General features: G+C 43.5%; 18 protein-coding genes and 2 pseudogenes. 11 read left to right on the top strand and 9 right to left on the bottom strand.

Annotated elements, in window-relative coordinates:
- The first annotated feature begins 1 nt into the window (after position 1).
- From QUA78_RS04265 to QUA78_RS04240, 6 genes are all read left to right on the top strand, one after another.
- Complete coding sequence (locus QUA78_RS04265) at positions 2–538, top strand: hypothetical protein (RefSeq protein ID WP_333398599.1); 537 nt, start codon at positions 2–4, stop codon at positions 536–538.
- A gap of 81 nt (positions 539–619) precedes the next feature.
- Positions 620–922, top strand: a complete 303-nt coding sequence (locus QUA78_RS04260) for a hypothetical protein (RefSeq protein WP_333301519.1) — start codon at positions 620–622, stop codon at positions 920–922.
- 19 nt (positions 923–941) lie between these two features.
- Positions 942–1,592 carry a hypothetical protein gene (locus QUA78_RS04255; protein ID WP_333301520.1) on the top strand — a complete coding sequence of 217 codons (651 nt, stop codon included), beginning with the start codon at positions 942–944 and terminating at the stop codon, positions 1,590–1,592.
- Between the two features lie 72 nt (positions 1,593–1,664).
- The gene (locus tag QUA78_RS04250; RefSeq protein ID WP_333301521.1) at positions 1,665–1,814 is read left to right on the top strand and encodes a hypothetical protein; all 150 of its coding nucleotides are present in this window, start codon (positions 1,665–1,667) and stop codon (positions 1,812–1,814) included.
- A 193-nt stretch (positions 1,815–2,007) separates the two neighbouring features.
- Positions 2,008–8,796: an AAA family ATPase gene (locus QUA78_RS04245; protein WP_333301522.1), complete on the top strand. Its 6,789-nt coding sequence runs from the start codon at positions 2,008–2,010 to the stop codon at positions 8,794–8,796.
- On the top strand, positions 8,793–10,139 hold the full coding sequence (locus QUA78_RS04240; RefSeq protein ID WP_333301523.1) for a response regulator: 1,347 nt from the start codon (positions 8,793–8,795) through the stop codon (positions 10,137–10,139). Before QUA78_RS04245 ends, QUA78_RS04240 begins: the two co-directional genes overlap by 4 nt.
- Positions 10,140–10,600: 461 nt before the next feature.
- Here the strand turns inward: QUA78_RS04240 and QUA78_RS04235 are convergent, their stop codons facing one another.
- From QUA78_RS04235 to QUA78_RS04220, 4 genes are all read right to left on the bottom strand, one after another.
- Positions 10,601–10,747 (bottom strand): hypothetical protein, encoded by a 147-nt coding sequence (locus QUA78_RS04235; protein WP_333301524.1) that lies wholly within the window; start codon positions 10,745–10,747, stop codon positions 10,601–10,603.
- A 382-nt stretch (positions 10,748–11,129) separates the two neighbouring features.
- Positions 11,130–11,291, bottom strand: coding sequence for a hypothetical protein (locus tag QUA78_RS04230; protein WP_445302344.1), 162 nt, complete (start codon positions 11,289–11,291; stop codon positions 11,130–11,132).
- A 322-nt stretch (positions 11,292–11,613) separates the two neighbouring features.
- Positions 11,614–12,510 (bottom strand): pirin family protein, encoded by an 897-nt coding sequence (locus tag QUA78_RS04225; protein WP_333301526.1) that lies wholly within the window; start codon positions 12,508–12,510, stop codon positions 11,614–11,616.
- A gap of 147 nt (positions 12,511–12,657) precedes the next feature.
- Positions 12,658–12,873, bottom strand: a complete 216-nt coding sequence (locus QUA78_RS04220) for a hypothetical protein (protein ID WP_333193105.1) — start codon at positions 12,871–12,873, stop codon at positions 12,658–12,660.
- Positions 12,874–13,376: 503 nt separating this feature from the next.
- On the opposite strand from QUA78_RS04220, the pseudogene QUA78_RS32750 reads away from it, so the two are divergent.
- Positions 13,377–13,712: pseudogene (locus QUA78_RS32750) on the top strand (IS701 family transposase); the annotation flags it as partial.
- A gap of 609 nt (positions 13,713–14,321) precedes the next feature.
- Here the strand turns inward: QUA78_RS32750 and QUA78_RS04210 are convergent.
- On the bottom strand, positions 14,322–14,996 hold the full coding sequence (locus QUA78_RS04210) for a 5-formyltetrahydrofolate cyclo-ligase (protein ID WP_333301527.1): 675 nt from the start codon (positions 14,994–14,996) through the stop codon (positions 14,322–14,324).
- 96 nt (positions 14,997–15,092) lie between these two features.
- Positions 15,093–16,484, bottom strand: coding sequence for an NB-ARC domain-containing protein (locus QUA78_RS04205; protein ID WP_333301528.1), 1,392 nt, complete (start codon positions 16,482–16,484; stop codon positions 15,093–15,095).
- Positions 16,485–16,710: 226 nt separating this feature from the next.
- Between QUA78_RS04205 and QUA78_RS04200 the strand changes: the two genes are divergently transcribed.
- A complete protein-coding gene (locus tag QUA78_RS04200; RefSeq protein WP_333301529.1) occupies positions 16,711–16,839 on the top strand; it encodes a hypothetical protein in 129 nt (42 codons plus the stop codon).
- Positions 16,840–16,991: 152 nt separating this feature from the next.
- Positions 16,992–17,309, top strand: coding sequence for a hypothetical protein (locus QUA78_RS04195; protein WP_333301530.1), 318 nt, complete (start codon positions 16,992–16,994; stop codon positions 17,307–17,309).
- 137 nt (positions 17,310–17,446) lie between these two features.
- On the opposite strand, the gene QUA78_RS04190 is transcribed toward QUA78_RS04195, so the two are convergent.
- On the bottom strand, positions 17,447–17,698 hold the full coding sequence (locus QUA78_RS04190) for a hypothetical protein (protein WP_333301531.1): 252 nt from the start codon (positions 17,696–17,698) through the stop codon (positions 17,447–17,449).
- 34 nt (positions 17,699–17,732) lie between these two features.
- On the bottom strand, positions 17,733–17,978 hold the full coding sequence (locus tag QUA78_RS04185; protein ID WP_333301532.1) for a Uma2 family endonuclease: 246 nt from the start codon (positions 17,976–17,978) through the stop codon (positions 17,733–17,735).
- A gap of 99 nt (positions 17,979–18,077) precedes the next feature.
- On the opposite strand from QUA78_RS04185, the pseudogene QUA78_RS04180 reads away from it, so the two are divergent.
- Positions 18,078–18,227, top strand: a pseudogene (locus QUA78_RS04180) (transposase); the annotation flags it as partial.
- A 270-nt stretch (positions 18,228–18,497) separates the two neighbouring features.
- On the opposite strand, the gene QUA78_RS04175 reads toward QUA78_RS04180, so the two are convergent.
- Entirely contained in the window at positions 18,498–19,241 is a 744-nt protein-coding gene (locus QUA78_RS04175) for an SIMPL domain-containing protein (protein WP_333301534.1), read from the bottom strand.
- A 289-nt stretch (positions 19,242–19,530) separates the two neighbouring features.
- On the opposite strand from QUA78_RS04175, the gene QUA78_RS04170 reads away from it, so the two are divergent.
- Entirely contained in the window at positions 19,531–19,914 is a 384-nt protein-coding gene (locus tag QUA78_RS04170) for a YkvA family protein (protein ID WP_333301535.1), read from the top strand.
- The last annotated feature ends 83 nt before the right edge of the window (positions 19,915–19,997 follow it).

Raw genomic sequence — 19,997 nt, 5'->3', positions numbered from 1 at the left:
TATGGAAGATGATAACACTCATTACATTATAGAAGATGCAAATGGGTCTACAAATATTCACCTAGCTTACGAGTATACAGAGTCAGTTTACAAAGCTCGGAAGGAAGACTTAGATAACCAAAATGGGAAACTGGGAACATTTTTGGGTTTTGGGGGATTGCTACTAAGGTTTGCTGCGGATTTACCGGGAGAAAACACAGGGTGTCTTACTTGTTTGATACTAAAAGTAATGGTATGCGGATTCTCTGCTGCATCTATTTTTGCCTGTGCTACAGGACTAACATCCAACAAGCTCGGTCATATTGTCAAACCAAAAGATTTAATGACTGATTATTGGTACAATCTGTCAGAGGAAAGATGCAGAGCTTACATTATAAATACTTGGGTAGAAGCTATAGAAGTATTTGAGGAGGCAGCAATAAAGAAAGGTCAACGTCTAAATATTGCCATCTGGTTACTGGCTATAGCAACTATTGCCTTTGCTCTGGATCTAATTATAGCAAGTGTTTTGACAGGTTCAATTGTTCGCAATAATTAAGGAAAGATCTTATTTTTTTCAACCCACCTGAAAAACTTTGATTCTGGAATACAATTATGGAATCTATGGATTTACGCGAGATTGCATCATGCCGCCGATACCAACAGTCACAGTCAAGTCAGGATACAAGCCGCAATCAATCGATACCCTGTTAGCGGCTTACAAGAAGAGGGAATTTACATCTACTCGCCCGAAGATATCGTCTTACAAAAACTCAGTTGGTACAAACTCACTCGCGGCGGTTCCCAAAAACAGTGGAGGGATGTGTTGGGAGTTTTGAAAGTGCAACTGGGTCGGCTCGATATCGCTTATATGAACCAGTGGGCTCTTACACTCAAACTAACAGATTTGCTTTCTGGAGCGCTGCTTCAATCAGGACATTAAGAGTTGTAGGCAATTGAAAATGAAACAAAACAACCAACAACGTGCTACTGCCAATAAAATAAAAAAATGGATTCAAGCAACTAAGGAAGTTGAAAAAGCTCGATTTGCCATACCGATAACCAGGCTGACGAGTATCAAAAGTCTGTGCGTTGATGAAGTTGCCGCCGAAAAGTTTGGGATCTACATTACTCAACGGGTACAACAGCAGATGAATCAGACAGCTTGTCCCGAACACTTCACCGATGAAGAATGGGAACAGCAACAACAGTTAGTGGATGAAGCAATTTCGCTGATGCAAAGTTACCGAGAAAACCCTAGTTACGAAAGCCGGCAATCTCTCAACAGCTTATTGAGAGAAATTGATGGGTTGCAAGGGGATAACTACCGCAATTTTAGGTGGACGACGGTGCGCTTTGTCCGCAGCGGAGATTTACTAAAATTAGAGTATGCACTGCGGTGTTTTGTGGAGGAAAACTTTCCCTATTGGGCTTATAAACTAGCCGCAGAATATGTAGAACGTTATGGATTGCAGTCTGGTTCGGGTATCGTTGCTGAATCTGTACCCTTGTTGTTGGAAGTAGCAGAATTTTGGTGTCAGTATTATTTCGATAAGAGTTTGAGCGAGAAATTTCCTGATGGGGGCTCGCGCTGTGTTCGACCCAACCCGTGAGAATGTCCCCTACTTACTGCATCTTTTTTTAGGAATCCTTAACAAACCCAACACTCTGGGCGATCGCACTTTTTGAAACTTCAGGAAACAGTGCAGAAAGAGGTGATTCAATTGGCAGTAACGTACAACGCCCTGCATTGCGCTTTAGTTGCCCGTACCCTCTGTCAAATGGAAGAGCGATCGCACTTTTTACAACAGCAGCAGGAGACAAGAAATAACTAAAACTAGAATCTCTGTTTTGAAAAGCCGGGACTACCTAAAATCTCATGTCACCTGAAAAAGGAACAACTAGAACTTAGCCATCTCCGCACGTGGACTGACAAGTTCAGGCACATTAGGAGGCAACGCCAGAAATTTCCAAGTTTGCTGAGTAAACTAGAGATATAGTAACCCCCAATTTATTGAGGACTGGAAAATGGATGCAATTACTGACCTGCCGGGGTATCGCATAACAGAACAACTCTATGCAGGATATCGCACTCTAGTATATCGAGGTGTTCGGGAGAGCGATCGCACTCCAGTCGTCATCAAACTGCTGCGGAATGAATACCCCAGCTTCAGCGAATTGGTGCATTTTCGCAACCAATATACCATTGCCAAAAATCTCAACCTCCCCAGTATTGTTAAACCCCTCGATTTAGCAGCCTACAAAAACGCCTATGCTTTGATAATGGAAGACTTTGGAGGAGTCTCTCTGTCTACTTATCTCAAGGCAGCAACTGATCAAAACCAACCCGATCAATCTGGAGCTTTAGAAAACTTTCTCAACAAGGCTTTGCAACTAGCAGAGATTCTCCACTATCTCTACCAAAACCGAGTCATCCATAAAGATATTAAGCCAGCTAACCTCCTAATACATCCGGAAACCAAACAAATTAAACTCATAGACTTTAGCATCGCCTCCCTACTGCCGAGAGAAACCCAAGAAATTCAAAATCCCAACGTATTAGAAGGAACCCTCGCCTATATTTCTCCCGAACAAACTGGACGAATGAACCGAGGCATCGACTACCGCACCGACTTTTATTCTCTGGGAGCCACCTTTTACGAACTGCTGACAGGAAAACTGCCATTTGAATGTGACGACCCGATGGAGTTGGTTCACTGCCATATTGCCAAACAACCTCCTTCAATAAACAGCCAAGAAATCCCGCAGGTGATTTCGGATATTGTCATGAAGCTGATGGCAAAAAATGCCGAAAAACGCTATCAAAGTGCCTTGGGATTGAAACATGACTTAGAACGGTGTTTGCAGCAATACCAAGAAACTAGAAAGATTGAAAGCTTTCAATTAGGACAGCGCGATATTAGCGATCGCTTCCTGATTCCCGAAAAGCTTTATGGTCGAGAAACAGAAGTACAAACCCTGTTGAATGCCTTCGATCGTGTTGCAAATGGCACATCAGAATTAATGCTAGTCGCTGGGTTCTCCGGGATTGGAAAAACGGCTGTAGTCAACGAGGTACATAAACCGATTGTCCGGCAGCGCGGCTATTTCATCAAAGGCAAATTCGACCAGTTTAGCCGCAACATTCCCTTCTCGGCATTTGTCCAGGCATTCCGCGATTTTGTGGCACAATTACTGAGTGAAAGTGATGCCAAAATCCAAGAATGGAAAACTCAAATTCTCGAAGCGCTTGGTGACAGCGGACAAGTCATTATTGAAGTCATTCCCGAACTAGAACTGATTATTGGAACACAACCCCCAACCCCTGAATTATCGGGGATGGCTGCTCAAAATATCTTTAATTTGCTCTTCCACAAATTCATTGCTGTCTTCACCACAAAAGAGCATCCATTGGTGATATTTTTGGATGACTTACAATGGGCGGATTCGGCATCGCTGAAGTTAATGCAATTGCTCGTCAATGAGTCGCAATTGGGTTATCTGTTGCTGCTGGGAGCCTATCGGGATAATGAAGTATCACCAGGCCATTCCCTGATGTTGACCCTAGATGAAGTGAGGAAGGCAGGAACCACACTCAACACTATTACATTAGCACCACTTGGCCAAATCAGTTTAAATCAATTGGTAGCGGATACGCTAGTTTGTTATCCTAATTTGGCACAACCGCTGACAGAATTAGTCTATCAAAAAACTCAAGGAAACCCATTTTTTGCGATGCAGTTTCTCAAAGCATTGCATCAGGATGAATTGATTACTTTTGAGATAAAATCGGGACATTGGCTGTGCGATATTAGCAAAGTTCGAGAGGCAGCGCTCACTGATGATGTGGTGCTATTTATGGCGCAGCAGTTGCAAAAAATGCCAGCAACAACTCAGTCAGTTTTAAAATTAGCCGCTTGCATTGGTAACCAGTTCGATCTGGCAACATTGGCAATTGTTTCAGAGAGTTCGGAGACGGAAACCGCAACCGCACTGTGGAAAGCTTTACAGGAAGAGCTGATTATTCCCCAAAGTGAAGTTTATAAATTTTATGTAGGCGCAGAAGAGGCGATTTCTGAAGCGACTTCTCAAACCGTTGCCTATCGTTTTTTGCACGATCGCGTTCAACAAGCTGCTTATTCCCTCATTCCTGATGAAAAAAAGCAAGTAACTCATCTCCAAATCGGACAGTTGTTATTACAAAAATTCTCAGACATAGAGCAGGATGAAAAATTATTTGAGATTGTCAGACACTTAAATGAGGGTAAAGATTTAATCACTCAACCAAGAGAGCGCCAAGAATTAGCCGAATTAAACCTAGTGACAGGCCGGAAAGCCAAAACTTCTACTGCTTATGCTGCCGCAATGGTATATTTGCAAACGGCGATGGGGTTATTGACAACAGACTGTTGGCAAAATCATTATGAATTGACCCTCAATATTTACATTGCTACTGCCGAAGCTGAATATTTAAACCTGAACTTTGAGCAGTCCTTAAATATAGCTGAGATTGCCATGCAAACAGCCAATAATTTACTCGATCGAGTGAAAATTTATGAATTACAAATGCAGATTTATATCGCTCAACTAGAAATGGTAAGGGCAGTAGATATTGGATTGGAAGTATTAGAAAAACTCACAATAGATTTGTTAACTATAGACGTGGAGAAGGAGTTGATAATTGATTTACCAAATCTTGAGAATTTAGATAATTTACCAAACATGACCGATCCATATAAGCTGGCCGCAATGCAGATTTTAAAAATCCTTTGTGCGCCTGTATTTATGGTCAGATCCGAGATTTTTCCGCAAATAATTATCATTATGATTAATTTGTGTCTTGAATATGGAAATTCGGCAACATCATCTTTTGCCTATGGTTTTTATGGATTATTGCTAGTCGGATTTAGCCAATTAGATAGAGGATACTATGCCGGTTTAATCGCATTAAAATTATTAGACAAATTTAACGCTAAAGAACTCAAGTCTAAAGTTTATAACTTATTTAATTCTAATATTCGGACTTGGAAAGAACACGCCAAAAATAGTGTCGATCCTTTGCGAGAAGGCGTACAAGCAGGGCTTGAAGTAGGTGATTTTGAATGGGGTGGATATTGCGCAGCCAATTTGTGTAGTTACTTATTTTTTACGGAGGACAACTTAGATTCTGCCGTCCGGCAACAAGGAGTTTATGTTGATTTGTGTATTAACATTAAACAAGAAATTCCTATTCACTTTTCGCAAGTATGGCGACAACTAGGTTTAAATTTACAGGATCAAGCAGCAGATTCCATATTATTGAGCGGTGAAAGTTTTGATGAAGGTAAAATTTTGCCCCGCATCATTGCAGCTAAATCGGGAACAGTTTTATTTGTTTTTTATGTAGCTAAAACTATTCTACTTTACTTGTTGGGCGATAGTAGCCAAGCCTTAAAAAATGTGCGACTAGCACAGGAGCAAGCCGGAGCTGCTTTTGGTTTTATGCAAGTCGTAGTTCTCAACTTTTATCATTCGCTAACATTGTTAAATTGCTATGATGAACTCACGGTGGATGAACAACAAAACTACTTAAAGCAGGTCAATATTAATCAGGAAAAAATGAAATTTTGGGCAGACAATGCGCCACAAGTAAACCAGCATAGATATGAATTAATTGAGGCAGAAAAAGCTCGGATATTAGGGATTAATTGGCAAGCATTAGAGTTATACGATCGCGCGATTGCAGGAGCCAAAGAAAACGAATATCTCCAAGAAGAAGCGTTAGCCCACGAATTAGCTGCCAAGTTTTACCTTGACTCGGGCAAAGAAAAAGTGGCCGCCAGCTATATGCAGGAAGCATATTACTGTTATGCCCGTTGGGGAGCAGTAGCCAAGGTTCGAGATTTAGAAAAAAGGTATCCGCAGTTACTTCAAAGCATTGCTAAGCGAGAGACCGTATCTATAAGTACCACCCAGTCGAGCGCTTCAACCACAATGACCGATACTAATATACTAGATTTTGCGACAGTGATGAAAGCCTCGCAAGTGCTGGCTGGGGAAATTGTTCTCGAAAACTTATTAGCAAAATTACTAAAAATAGTCTTAGAAAATGCCGGCGCAACTTCGTGCTTTCTCATCTTAGATAGAGGAAGTGAGCTGTGGATAGAAGCAGCGGGTAAACTTGAGTCAGACCAAGTATTTGTGCCTCAACTGGTGTCGGTTCAAAACAGCTTATTACTCCCACTTTCAATAATTAATTATGTTGCCAGAACTCAACAAGATGTCGTTCTGGCTGACGCGCATCTAGCTGAAAATTTTCTCAATGATTCTTACATTAAATTGCATCAACCTAAGTCCGTTTTGTGTGCTACTATTCAAGGGCAAGGTCAACTCATCGGTCTTGTTTACTTAGAAAATAATTTAACTACAGGTGCCTTTACTCCCAACCGCTTGTCAGTGGTCAGAATGTTGTGTTCCCTAGCGGCAATTTCTATTAAAAATGCCCAACTCTATGACCAATTAGGGGAATACTCGCGAACCCTGGAACGTAAGGTTATAGAAAGAACCCAAGAATTGCAACAGGAAATCGCTGTTAGAATGCAGACAGAAAGAGCCTTGAGCCAGTCTGAGGAAAAGTTTTCTAAAGCCTTTCGTTCCAGTCCTAACCCGATCGCGATCGCGCGGTTCGCAGATGGACGCTACATTGAAGTGAACGACAGTTTCCTCAGCACTTTTAGTTACTCTCGCGAACAGGTAATTGGTTTTACACCAATTGAGTTGAATCTTTGGGTTAATTTAGAAGAATGTGGCAGATACAGACAACTATTGCAAGAATCAGGAGTGGTTCGCAATCAGGAATTCGATTGTCGTACTTCCGCCGGCGAGGTGAGGAAGATGCTGGTATCAGCAGATATTATTGAGCTGGGTGGAGAAGCGTGTATTCTCTTAGTCACTAACGACATCACCGATCGTCAAAGGGTAGAAGAAGCGCTCAAAGAAAGCGAGGCTAAATACCGTGACTTAGTTGAAACATCGCAGGATATGATTTGGTCAGTTGATGTTGAAGGGCGTTATACCTTCGTCAACGCTGCTGTCAAACATATTTTTGGCTACTGCCCTGAAGAAATGATAGGGCGAAAATTTACAGATTTCAAGACACCTGAACAACTTCTCAAAGATAACGAGATATTCCAATGTATCCTGAACGGAGAGTCCGTCTTTCAGTATGAAACTATACAATTAGCTAAAGACAGCAGACCTATCAATCTCCGGGCAAATGCAATTGTAGTGCGGGATTCCGAGGGAAATATTCTAGGAATAACTGGCACAGCAAGCGATATTACGGAAAGCAAAAAAGCAGAGGAAGCCTTACAACAAGCCAAAGAAGTGGCAGATGCGGCTAACAAGGCTAAAAGCGAATTTTTATCAAATATGAGTCATGAACTGCGAACTCCCCTCAATGCAATTCTCGGCTTTACCCAAGTGCTGGCCCGAGACTCATCCCTTTCTCACATACAGCAGGAACAGATCGGCATCATTAGTCGCTCTGGAGAGCATTTGCTGGCACTGATTAATGATGTGCTGGAAATGTCCAAAATCGAGGCAGGTCGGATTACCTTAAATCCTACTAGCTTTGACCTGTATCATTTGCTCCATTCTCTCGAAGAAATGCTCAAACTAAAAGCTGATTCTAAAGGTTTACAGCTCAGTCTTAACATCAATTCCAACATTCCTCAGTATGTAAAGACTGACGAAAGTAAATTGCGTCAAGTCTTGATTAATCTGTTAGGAAATGCGATAAAGTTTACTACGAAGGGAAGTGTAACGCTTCGGGTTGCAGCAATTAGTGCGAAACAAAAGTCCCCAACAGACAACGAAGCAGGGACTATTACGTTTGAAGTGGAAGACACTGGTTACGGCATTGATCCTACTGAGCTAGATTCTCTATTTAAGGCTTTTGTGCAAACAGAAGCAGGTCGGAAATCTCAAGAAGGAACAGGCTTAGGTTTACCCATCAGCCGACAATTCGTACAACTGATGGGAGGAGACATTACCGTCAGCAGTACCTTGAATAGAGGAACAATTTTTAGTTTTGATATCCAAATTAGCTCCCCTGAGATGGCTGAAGTTCAACCTCGACAATCAAGAAGGCGGGTAATTGGTTTAGAACCCAACCAACCCTCATATCGCATCTTGGTGGTTGATGATAAATGGGAGAGCCGTTTGCTATTGGTTCATCTTCTCGAACCGCTTGGCTTGGAGGTGCGCGAAGCAGTAAATGGTCAAGAAGCTATTAGAATCTGGGAAACTTGGAAACCTCACCTAATTTGGATGGATATGCAAATGCCTGTGATAGACGGGTATGAGGCCACCAGACAAATTAAAGCCCAGATTCAAGAGGAGGCTACCCCCATCGTTGCGTTGACCGCTAGCGCTTTTGAGGAAGAGCGAGCCATTGTTTTATCATCAGGCTGTGATGATTTTGTCAGCAAGCCTTTCCGAGAAGAAGTTATTTTTGCCAAAATGGCTGAACATTTAGGGGTACAGTATCTCTATGAAGATTTACCGAACCTTAAATTATCTCAGCTTGGGGGTCAAGACTTGAGTGTAAAAGGAGAGGAAGAAACTGAATTATTGAGGACGAATTTAGCCACAATGCCTGCGGAGTGGGTGATACAGTTACATCAAGCAGCTATCGATGCTGATGCAGAGCTGATTTTAAGTTTGGTCGCCGTCATCTCCGAATCCAATACTTCTTTTGCAGAGACTATCGCCGATTGGGCTAACAACTTTCGGTTTGATAAAATCACTAACTTAACTGAAGAAATGATTCCATGAACAGCCAGCAATTAGAATCTGATTTTGCCAATCTTTTAGTGGTTGACGATACGCCAGACAACCTGCGTCTTTTATCCACTATGCTGAGCGACAAAGGGTATAAAGTTCGGGGCGTAATAAACGGAGAGATGGCATTAAAAGCAGCGCGTTCAACTCCACCCAATTTGATTTTGCTCGACATCACGATGCCCCAGATGAATGGCTACGAAGTTTGCCAACATTTAAAAGCGGATGGCAGAACTTCGGGTATTCCAGTTATTTTCTTGAGCGCCCTAGATCAAGTGTTGGATAAAGTCACAGCATTTGCTGTGGGAGGAGTAGACTACATCACCAAGCCATTTCATTTAGAAGAAGTTTTAGCTCGTGTCGAAAATCAACTAACTCTTCAGCGTTTGCAAAAAAAACTGCACGAACAAAATGCGCGATTGCAGGAGTCCGAAGCTAAAGAGCGGGAGAAATCCCAACAACTAGAGCTGACTCTACAACAGTTACAACATACGCAAGCTCAACTCATCCAAAGCGAGAAAATGTCAAGTTTGGGGAATGTTGTAGCGGGGGTAGCTCACGAAATTAACAATCCGATTAGCTTCATTAAAGGGAACCTCTCGCCCGTAAGGGAGTACACTGAAGATTTGCTGAGGCTGGTGCAACTCTACGCAGAAGATTTCCCCAATCCCACAGCCGCTATCCAGGAACAACTGGAGGCGATCGATTTCACTTTTCTCAGGAATGACTTGCCGAAGTTAATTGCTTCTATGAGGATAGGAGCTGACCGAATCGGAGAAATAGTGCAATCGCTGCGGAATTTTTCCCGACTCGATGAAGCTGAGTTGAAAGCGGTGGATATTCATGAAGGAATTGAAAGTACGCTGATGATTTTGCAGCATCGGCTGAAAGATGAAGCAGACCAAACGATAATTAAAGTGGTAAAAGAGTATGAGGCTCTGCCAAAGATAGAATGTTATGCGGGGCAAATGAATCAGGTTTTTATGAACGTCCTGACCAATGCGATTGATGCGTTGCCGTCACAAAAAAGTTGGGCAAAAGAGGCAGGTGATAGCAGCCAAATCCCTACTATTACTATTTGCACGAAGTTACTCTCCGACTTTCAACTGGGTATTTATATTACTGATAACGGCCCGGGCATAACCGAAGATATTCAACAACGCATATTTGAGCCATTTTTTACAACGAAGGAAGTGGGCCAAGGAAAGGGTTTGGGGTTATCGATTAGCTATGCTATTGTAGTGGAAAACCACGGCGGGCAACTCCGTTGTCTTTCGGTACCCGCTCAAGGGGCGACATTGGCAATCGAAATTCCGATTCACCACTCTCAAAAATAATTTTTTAAATAAAATTTGGCAGGGTTATAACAACCATGTATTATTGACCGCCATTAAAATAAACTGGTTTTTACAGCACAACGATATCTGCTAATAAAGATTTAGAAGACATTTATTATCCCAATAGTCCGGACAGTTTTTATAGGGCCCAATGGCTTATGTTCTAAGACTTCGCAGCCCCTGTGGATAATTAAATCAATGTCAGCTCCACCCCTGACTTACATTTAATTCGACTTTTTTATGCTCCTTGCCCCGCGTAAGCTTGTAGTATCGTTCCAAAAACTGTCCGGAGTATTGTTATCCCAAACCATCCGATATTAATTCGGGCAATTACTCTTTCTCGATCGTACTTTTATTGCAAGGTGCGCTTTTAGATAAATCTTTTGATTCAGATTACGCTAGCCGAGTGGCGCGGTAAGGCTTTGTGGTAGTCGTTCCGAACCATTTGCGCCCTTTGCCCATCAATCCCAACTCATATCATGTCCGATCGATCGACCGTGATACGATCGACAGTTCATCTCTATCCAAGCATTCTTTTGGGAGCGCTTGTGGTCACTCGCGCGCACAGGCGTTGACTCTGGAGTGTACGCCCCGACAATAGCCGTCATCTCAACTAAACTCTCATTGATGTTGTCGAGCGCGTGAATCTCATGGAACTGACGCGCTCGAACTCGACAATTGATGCTATGGGGGATGCGATCGACACAGCGATCGCGCCTCGCGTGATTTATGACGCGCCAGATCTCGCCCGCGAGTCCGTCTTTCGTTGCCTCCTGAGCGTGAGGGAGCGTGCGTGGAGCCTCACGTTGATGAAGCTTTTGGCTCTGGCCACCAATAGAGGGGAGGCTGTTTTCGGACTTGCCACAATAAGGCTTGTTCTACATCATTGAGTAGAGGGTCCCGATCGGTATGCAAGGCAGCGCCGATCTCCGAGAGAGTCTGGTTCAGAATGGTTGTATCCCCAGACTCGCTTCATAAATCCAACCGCGACTATAAACTGTTACCGCCATTACTTCTGCGGTGGTTTTCCCGCAAGCCAGCAGCCAAATAATTTGGTAATGATGGGCCCTCGTGGTTGTTTTGGCCTGACGGAAACGAGCCATCAAGCTCTTCTGGGATCAGATGAGGTGCGATCGTAATTCGTCTTGGCATTCTCGATCTGAAGGGGTGGTGTTTTTCAAGATCGTATCACGGTCAATCGACCGGACATGATATTAAAGGATGTGCAGGGGTAGGGGCGATCGCGTTTCCGTGTTCGCTAAAAATATTCTTTAAACAGTAATGAAACTTAGTTGGAGGTCGATTGCCAAAAAGGTTCCCGAATACCTTGCTATGCCCCGCGCCATCGCTCTTTTTTCCGCGCCTAACGCCTAACGCCATCCAAGGTTTAGGAATAATATCCGCTAAAAGTGGAGGAGAAAAGACCGGATTCTGAATCAAAAAACAGTTCCTTAATTGATATGGCTGGGGCTATTCACAATGGCTGTTCTGCTTGAGCAGGCGGCTCTTCTGGCAGTGGGATAAATTCTGTCTCTTGAGGAACCTGAGCAAACCGTCCCTCTCTCCAATCGAGTTTAGCTTGCTCAATGCGCGAGTGCCGGCTCGATACAAAATTCCACCACTTATGCCGCTCACCGACAGGTTCACCGCCAATCACAATACACCGAGCCGTGCCTGAAGCAGAAATGTTTGCCGATGTGCCTGAAGTTAGAACCGCCAACCGATGCTGTTCTAAAGGCACTCCATCGATCGCAAGCCCCTCTGTTACGCTGTAAACCGCCTGTTCGCTGTAATTGCCCGGTAAGGTAAATTCTCTTCCAGGAGTCAGTTGCACGTCCAGATAAATCATGGGTGAAAATATTTGAACTGGGGAAGTGCGACCATAGGCATCACCCGCAATCAGGGTGAACGAAACTCCTGTATCCTCCCAAGTAGGCAGATCGGTTGCTGGATGGTGCCGAAACCAGGGGTCGGTTTCTTCGTGTTCGTCGGGAAGTGCTATCCAGGTTTGGATGCCGTGCAGGATGGCTTCTTTACTGCGCTCGTCCTGGGGCGTGCGTTCGGAGTGGACAATGCCTCGCCCTGCCGTCATCCAGTTCACCGCGCCGGGACGGATTTCTTGAACGCTGCCGACACTATCGCGGTGCAGCAAAACCCCTTCAAACAGGTAGGTGAGGGTCGCTAAGTTGATGTGTGGATGCGGTCTGACATCCACGCCCCGACCGGGTGGAAACACCGCAGGACCGAGATGGTCAAAAAAGATGAACGGGCCTACCAGTGCTAGAACGTTTGAGGGAAGCAGGCGGCGGGCTTGGAATCCACCCAAATCTTGAATGTGCGGCTCGATGAGATGCTGGATGCTATCCGTCATAATGTTGATGAAGTTGCCAACGCTAATCGTCTATGTCAAAAGTGCATTATACAAAAAGCTATCCCTAGAGAGTTATATAAGTGACTTGTCTAAACTTTTGTAATGGAAAGCTGTTGTAGAGTATCGAGTTCTCAACCAGCTTTCTGTTTACGAGACGATGGAAAGTTCATCAGTGACTTGAATCCGACCTTTGACTAGGGAGCGAATCAGGCGATCGAGCGAGCCGCGTTCTTCTTCGCTGATGGACTCATCGAGGATGGCAGCCATCATGCCGTAGCGGTCAGCTTTAGTAAGGCGGTGAGTATCGGTGACAGTGGCGATTAATTCGTTGATAGCGCCGGGGAGAAGGTTAACTGGAGACATGGGATTGTTTTGAACTCGACACCTTAATCATCTCCTGGTTTCTCCGAAGAGCAAGTGATGGTGCTGGTTTTTTTCAGTGATAATACTGAAAATATTGGGTGAACCAAGTCCGTGTTACCAGTGATGGAAGTCACAACATTGAAACCAATGCAGTGCTGGAACAATTGGCGGGACTTAAACAATGAAATAAGAGTAAAGAGCTTATAACGTATATAGGGTAAGCATTTTACGTCAAACTACACCCATGAAAGAAACCACGCCTGACGCCATGCCCCCATGCTTTGAGCAATGGTGCGATCGGTTCGATGATGTGTTTAGTCATCAAGCCCAAAAAAAGGGTTGAGACACTATTTGGGGGGATTTTTGGATCTTGCGTGAGCGAAAAAACTTAACACAGATGTCAAACAACGCAGTAGGAGTGGTTTACCACCAATTACACCATTTTTTGACAGAAGCGACTTACTAATGCCCTCGGAACCCAAGCGACAGGAGAAAAAATAATCACAACTTATTCAAGGGCGTAATTGGGTGGAAGTATTTTACCGTGAAGCTCTCATGTTGGTTAGGGTTAAAAGAATATCAAGTGAGAAGCATAAAAAGCCTTCACAGGCACTTCATATTAGTTTTCGGCGCCTACAGTTTTATTTTTTTGCAACAGTTAACCGGAGGATTGAGAAGGCGTTGGGATAACAAACCTTTGAAAATATTTACGCTCTGCCTTCTCAGCTTTTAGAACAGCTATATCTTATCGATTTGTCGGTTGGCTGCAAGATAATGGTGACGTATTCGCCTTACACATAGCAAGTTCGATGCTCTGTTTGGGCTTGAAATTTGTTTAAGTCCCGTTAACCAATAAGTGATTAAGGGAAACCAAAGAGCGTGCGATCGTTAATTGAGGTATTTCCAAAAATCTCGGCAATTTGCGGCGCCGACTTTCAGTTGTAATGGGATAGGGCAATAAGGAGTGCGAGCCGTTCTAATCTTACTTGTTTCTAGGATTGTCTTAAAGAGAGCAAGATTGTGAGTTGAATAAATTGGGTCTGGATCGGTTGTTTTTGTAAGTGGGTCTGATAAAATGTTAGTAACATACTTTTTGAGATAGACTAGCGTCTAATAACACAGGCTGCCTATCTTTTGTTACCACAAATTACCTCGCCCTTTACCCCCTCTGGCTTTGGGGCGGGTTGTCACCCCCCGAGATGGTTCTGATAAGAATGAGGAAACATAATTAACAGATGGAGCGACTTAATAATTTCGACCCCATCTTTTGAGAGTTCAAGTTGGGTCAATCCACCACTGGTGCGGGTTTTGAAGGGGTTGTCACCCCGTCAGCTCGATCGGTTTAATTGTTTACGTTTTGGCGATCGAAGATGTATTGGGCTTTTCGTCCGGCGCCGCCCTGACGGTTGCTATATATAAATATGGATCTAAGGATAATTACTGAAAATTTATTGTTCGATCGACCTTCTTGATTTTTGCTGTACGATTGTCAAATCTATTTCTGTGCAAATTCCGTGCAGCGGTTTGTCCCACGAGTCTACTGGTAGTTGGGCGAGCAAGGCAAATTCAAAGATTGTGCCGATCGCAATTTTTGATTCCCACTCAGCTAAACAGAACATTCGATCGTAATAGCCGCCGCCGTAGCCCAAGCGATAGCCGCGAACATCGCAACCTACAGCGGGTACGAGGATTAAATCTACTTCTGAGCGGTCTATTTTAGGAGCATCCGGCAGTGGTTCGAGTATGCCGTAAGCTCCAGTATGTAAAGCATCTCCGGGCTGCCAGATGTGCCAGGATAGCTGTTTGCCGACACACCTAGGAAATCCCCATTTTTTAGGGGTGGGAATGGCGGTTGTGGGACAGGCATCTTGCCTGTCTCCAGAATTGAGCAGGCAAGATGCCTCCTCCACAGAAGATGTAAATAGGGGACTTAAATCTGGTTCTTGGCGAAAACTGAAGTAGGCGAGGATTGTTTTTGCTTGGTTGAATAGGGGCGAGTTTTGCAGGTGGTTGCAGAGGCGATCGCTCTTTTGTCTCCATTCTTGTGCTGATAGGGATTTGCGGGTGTTGAGGAGCGATCGTCTTAATTCGGTTTTAGTTAATGAAGGTTCAGCAGTATTCATATTTCATATTAAATCATCGCTGCGGGTACGGACATGGCAATGCCGTGTCCTCAAAATGGGAGACACGGCATTGCCGTCTCCCTACAGATATCGTGGCTAATTAACTGGATTTGATATTACATATTGTTTCACCACAGGACAAACGCTGAATAGCGTTTCATTCTCCTGTTCTTCTATTTCCACTAACGATCGCCTCCCCAAAGATTGCAGCCCGTTGAATAACTCGGAGGGCGAGAAATCGGCATCTTGTAGCAATTGCTCTATTGAAACTGGATTCGCTTCTTGGCTGAGCTGGGAGATTAGCTTTTTCTCTAATTCTGACAAACGATTTATCTGCAGGTGCAATGTTGCTGCCAATTCTTCCCCTAGAAATAGCCTATCATATTTCAAAAAATCTGCAACCCGGCCTCGGAATATTTCTTGAATGGTGGTGGCGACTATTTTTAACCACAATGGATTGCCTTGATAGGTGTTAATTAGGTTTTCCCATGTTTCGGGATTGAGTAAACTTTTTTGTCGGAAAATTTCGGCTGCTGCATCTATGCCTTTGAGTTGCAAGGTGCGAACTGGTGAATTTTCACCTTTTAAGGCGGTAATTTCTCTGGGAGGTTCCCAACTATTGAGGATTAAACAACTGTTGTGGGTGGTTTCTCCGATTTGTCTGAAGAGGATGCTATAATTTTCGCATTCTGTGCGGTAATTTCCTGCTAGTTGTCTGCTGCTGAGAATGCTTTGCACGTCGTCGAGGATGATGAGACAGCGGTTTTTTCGCAGATATTCCATTAACAGGGAAAGTCGCTCGGGGATGCTGATAGGGAGTTCGATTTCTGGTTTATTTAAGAGAAATTCTAGGATATTTTTGAGGGTAGTTTCTAAGGGTGGGGAGTGGCGGAGACTTCGCCAGATGACGCATTCAAAGTTATGCTGAATTTGTGGGATGAGGTGGAGGGAAAGTGCGGTTTTGCCAATGCCGCTTATTCCTGATATTGCTGCGAGGGTGCACTTTTCTTGGACGATCCATTTTTCCAGGGTGGCGAGTTCGGATGTGCGATCGCACAATAATGAAATATGAGGTGCATCGGCTAAGTCTAGTCGGGTTTGGGGTTTGGAGGTTTCTGAGGTGGGGGTTGAGGGCGATCGCTTTTGTGGATATTCTGAAAATTGACTATCCTTACAGACATTGACATTACCAATAAAAAAATCATTTCCCGAATTTGATGAAATGATGAATAATTGTCGTCTCTCAAGTGTGGAGCGTAAATTCGATGGAGTAACTTCTTCACCTAATACATTTGATAAACGCTTCCATAATTTTGAAGCTATATTCCTGACGTGACCCTCGCTACAATGCGATGCTTCCGCGATTTGAGAGTATTTTTGACCTTCCCATACACCCCCCAGGATAGCTTCTTGCAGATCCTCCAAATGTTCTCCCGTCTTAGCGAAAACCAGGTCATCGGCAAATCTCAAGACTTCTTTAACGTCCATCGGTGAGTTAAGTTTAGGGGTTTTGCCTATTATACCTGCTATTTTATGACATTTTATGACATGGATGGCAACATTTGAGTTTTTTTGAGAGTTAGCGTCAGGTAAAACAACTTACATTTTCTGACGTTTTATGACTGGACATCACTGTGAATATAATGATATTATCCAAAGATAAGCCATCATTTTCCGCTAATAAACTATAGCAAAACATTGGAGTATTAAGCTCATGGCTAACGAACAAAAAAAAGAACCTAAGCTGAAATGTCCGCTGTCACCAGAACAAAAGGAGACGGTCAAAGAGGTTGCTGATGTCATTGATAAGCATAGAAAAATTGTCAGAAAAATTACGGGTTAAAGCTAATAAATAGTTTTTTTTTGCATCGTATCGATATGAGAAATGATTTGAATGGGTTTGAAATAATCCGACTATTTTTTGAACTGCTTTTTCAGCTAGTTGACTAAGAGTATTGATTGATCGTAGGTATTTGACTTTAAAAGGAAATAAGCATGGATGCACTCGTAGCAGCAATCACACAAATTTTAGATTACATTCACACCCAAGGGCCAGACGCGATCGCGCAGCTAACGGGACTACTCGAAGCTCTCAATGTCGGAGCTGTTTCTGTTGCGGCTCTGTTTGGCTTGATTGCTAACGTACCCGCTGTTATTGAAATTATTAGCCAGTTGATAGCTTTAATGAGTTCAGGTGCCGGTGTTACTGAAATAGCGACAGCGATCGGCTCCTTGGCCGGCTCACTGGGATTGTCTATTGAGTCTATCATCCATATCTTACAAATAATCGGGGCTTTCTTGCTGGCATTTTAAATTGAGTCCCCAGCTTTTCAGGGAATTAACCATACCTTCCCACTTACGCGATCGCACTTAGCGGAGCAGCTACTCCAGCAATAAAACTGTAGGGTTTGGGCTAGGTGCGATCGCCCTCATAATATCACAGTATCAAACTATTTCTGTCGGTAAAAGCTACCGTCAACTTGCTCATATTTATCTTCCACTAGCCACGAGTGAGCCTCATCGTAACTTGAACTTAAAAACAGCGGTTTGTAATTGCCCGATGGCGAGTAAATACAACACTTACCATTTTTGTCGCCCACTAACATCAGAATCCGAGGCGGGAAAACCATCGGATATAACCACAACTCGATAAATTCCCAATCTTTGATGTGTTCGGCGAGGTTTTGTGCGGGGGATAACATGGTAATTATCAGTTCCTTTAATGATTTTAATGATTTATCCCCTAGATCGCAGTTCATCAAATTCTGCTTCTGAATCTTCCTTAGTAAAAATTACATCCTCATAAATAGCATCAATACCTGTGTTAAAATCTACGCTAGCCAAGTGTAGTTCGCTTCCTTGATTATAGGAATACAAAACCCACAAGCCTTCAGCATTAAGGCGAAAACACTCTACCCTCTGCCATTTTTGGCTAATTAACACATACTCTTGAAGCGTTTCTAATTCTTGATAGTCAGCCAAATTATCGCCCCATCGAACCCTTCATTACCATTTGACAAAACCTCGACAATTAAACGAGGATATCTTTTAAAAGATTGAAATGCTTTGTCCCGTCAAAAGTATTTCCCAAACAGTCAGAAGACAATTATTAGATGGCTGTATGAAATTATTGCGTACTTTTATCGTATAAAAACCAGTGGGGTGGTCGAGGGAATTAATAATAAGCTGAAACTGATTAAACGTTCGGGTTATGGATTCATAAATTTTTAAAACTTTCAATCCCGATGTTTACTGAAATGGCATTTTAGCTAATAATTTAGAATATTATATACTGAAGAGCCAAAATTGTTAATGCTTTGATTGTTGTGGCTCTTCCGGGCGAAGATTCGGAAATATTTGTCTTGGAACGCGAACACTTGCTCGACTACTGGCAGAAGTGGTTAAAACGGCTAAAGTTTTTTGTAGACAAAGCTGCTTGATAAATCGAGAAATCGTTAGGGTCAAGCTGAGGTGGCCAGTTCAACCCCTAACTATTTAATTTTAATATCCAATTTGCAAAGTCACAGAAGCTTCTACCTGCTGTTCTCCTCCCACCACTGGCGTTGTAGCATCAGCAGCACCGCGAGCACCAGCAAGTTGCCGATACATAGGAGTAGGAGGCGGCGCGATCGCACCGTTGACTTGAATGCCCAGAATCTCTCCCCGCTTCAGATTGAGCGCGCTAAAGACTGCATCCGCTTGCACTTGAGCGTCTTGAGTTGCTTTTTTGAGTGCTTGTTTTTGAGCTTGTTCGATCGCACTGTCGGCGGCCACAAAGCTCACACCTTGAATTCGCGTTGCTCCCGCTTGCACTGCATCGTCGAGCAAAGTGCCAGCAGATTGAGTATTAAGCCGAAAACTGACGGTATTTGTAGCAATATAACCTGTTAGGCGCTGCTGGTTGTTTTCGTAGCTGTAAGTCGGGTTGAGGGTGATGCCGGTAGTTTCGAGTTTTTCCACTTGGCGCGATCGCAGCAACTCTACCACAGCGGACGATCGCCTCGCCGCTTCCTGCTGCACCTCGGCCGCCGTTTTCCCCTGCACCTCAACCCCCAAAGCAACTTGAGTTTGGGTTGTCGGAATTGCTTCCACACCCCGCCCGGTGACACTCAGCGTTCTCATCCGCTGTTCTTGAGCAGCCGCCGGATCTAATCCCGCGAAACTGACGAGAGTTAAGGTTAAACACAACGCTGTTAACAGACTGCGGAAATTAATGCGATCGCCACGTTGCAAATTTGAATTCATAAACTTGATGCTCCTCACATACGACAGATGCTATACTTTACCTTCTCACTGAAATTGCTAAATATCCGGCTTGTTACATTTTTAGCAACTAAAAAAACAGTCAGTAATTCTGAAGAAATTGTGAGTTATTATGATGTCCGCAGGACTCTCGACCAAACAAACCCGGTGTTCTGGGCAAAATAAGAGGTTTGGCAACGAGAAATATAGAAATTAACCTGGTTTCTGACAATACCTGCGCAACTCCTAGTTACTTTTAAGTTTTATTGAAAAAGGGTAAAATTGTTAAAATATGCAATCTTTAAAACAAGTTGCCCGCCGACTAAAAAAAGAGACTTACGCTGTTTATTTAGCCAGTATAGACCAGAGAGTACCTTGGTACGCCAGAATTTTAGCAGCCCTTACGGTTGCCTATGCTTTTAGCCCGATCGATTTAATTCCTGACTTCATACCGATTCTAGGCTACTTGGACGATTTGATAATTGTACCTTTGGGAATTTGGCTGGTACTGAAGATGATTCCGCCACAGGTTTTAGCCGAGTGTCGGGAAAAAGCAACCACAAAAATAGATCGAGAAAAACCGATAAATTGGGCTGCAGGTGCTATGATTATTGCCATCTGGATGAGCTTGGGAATATTAGCAGCAATGAGCCTAAAACAAATATTTAGACGTTAAAATAATTGGTAGAGTCGATAGGGGAATTTCTACCCCTACCTCTCCTTCAAAACGGAACGTGAAACTTTCGCTTCATTCCGCTC

This window comes from Microcoleus sp. K4-B3, from assembly GCF_036704615.1.
Taxonomy (GTDB): Bacteria; Cyanobacteriota; Cyanobacteriia; order Cyanobacteriales; family Microcoleaceae; genus Microcoleus.
This window is presented reverse-complemented; position numbering and strand designations above follow the sequence as displayed.

What these genes read in the sequence shown, in the direction of transcription:
- QUA78_RS04205 (WP_333301528.1), bottom strand. Translation starts at nt 16,484, where the DNA reads ATGGACGTTAAAGAAGTCTTGAGATTTGCCGATGACCTGGTTTTCGCT.
- QUA78_RS04255 (WP_333301520.1), top strand. Translation starts at nt 942, where the DNA reads ATGAAACAAAACAACCAACAACGTGCTACTGCCAATAAAATAAAAAAA.
- QUA78_RS04265 (WP_333398599.1), top strand. Translation starts at nt 2, where the DNA reads ATGGAAGATGATAACACTCATTACATTATAGAAGATGCAAATGGGTCT.
- QUA78_RS04210 (WP_333301527.1), bottom strand. Translation starts at nt 14,996, where the DNA reads ATGAATACTGCTGAACCTTCATTAACTAAAACCGAATTAAGACGATCG.
- QUA78_RS04230 (WP_445302344.1), bottom strand. Translation starts at nt 11,291, where the DNA reads ATGCCAAGACGAATTACGATCGCACCTCATCTGATCCCAGAAGAGCTT.
- QUA78_RS04190 (WP_333301531.1), bottom strand. Translation starts at nt 17,698, where the DNA reads ATGTTATCCCCCGCACAAAACCTCGCCGAACACATCAAAGATTGGGAA.
- QUA78_RS04220 (WP_333193105.1), bottom strand. Translation starts at nt 12,873, where the DNA reads ATGTCTCCAGTTAACCTTCTCCCCGGCGCTATCAACGAATTAATCGCC.
- QUA78_RS04195 (WP_333301530.1), top strand. Translation starts at nt 16,992, where the DNA reads ATGGATGCACTCGTAGCAGCAATCACACAAATTTTAGATTACATTCAC.
- QUA78_RS04175 (WP_333301534.1), bottom strand. Translation starts at nt 19,241, where the DNA reads ATGAATTCAAATTTGCAACGTGGCGATCGCATTAATTTCCGCAGTCTG.
- QUA78_RS04245 (WP_333301522.1), top strand. Translation starts at nt 2,008, where the DNA reads ATGGATGCAATTACTGACCTGCCGGGGTATCGCATAACAGAACAACTC.
- QUA78_RS04235 (WP_333301524.1), bottom strand. Translation starts at nt 10,747, where the DNA reads ATGACGGCTATTGTCGGGGCGTACACTCCAGAGTCAACGCCTGTGCGC.
- QUA78_RS04200 (WP_333301529.1), top strand. Translation starts at nt 16,711, where the DNA reads ATGGCTAACGAACAAAAAAAAGAACCTAAGCTGAAATGTCCGCTGTCA.
- QUA78_RS04240 (WP_333301523.1), top strand. Translation starts at nt 8,793, where the DNA reads ATGAACAGCCAGCAATTAGAATCTGATTTTGCCAATCTTTTAGTGGTT.
- QUA78_RS04225 (WP_333301526.1), bottom strand. Translation starts at nt 12,510, where the DNA reads ATGACGGATAGCATCCAGCATCTCATCGAGCCGCACATTCAAGATTTG.
- QUA78_RS04170 (WP_333301535.1), top strand. Translation starts at nt 19,531, where the DNA reads ATGCAATCTTTAAAACAAGTTGCCCGCCGACTAAAAAAAGAGACTTAC.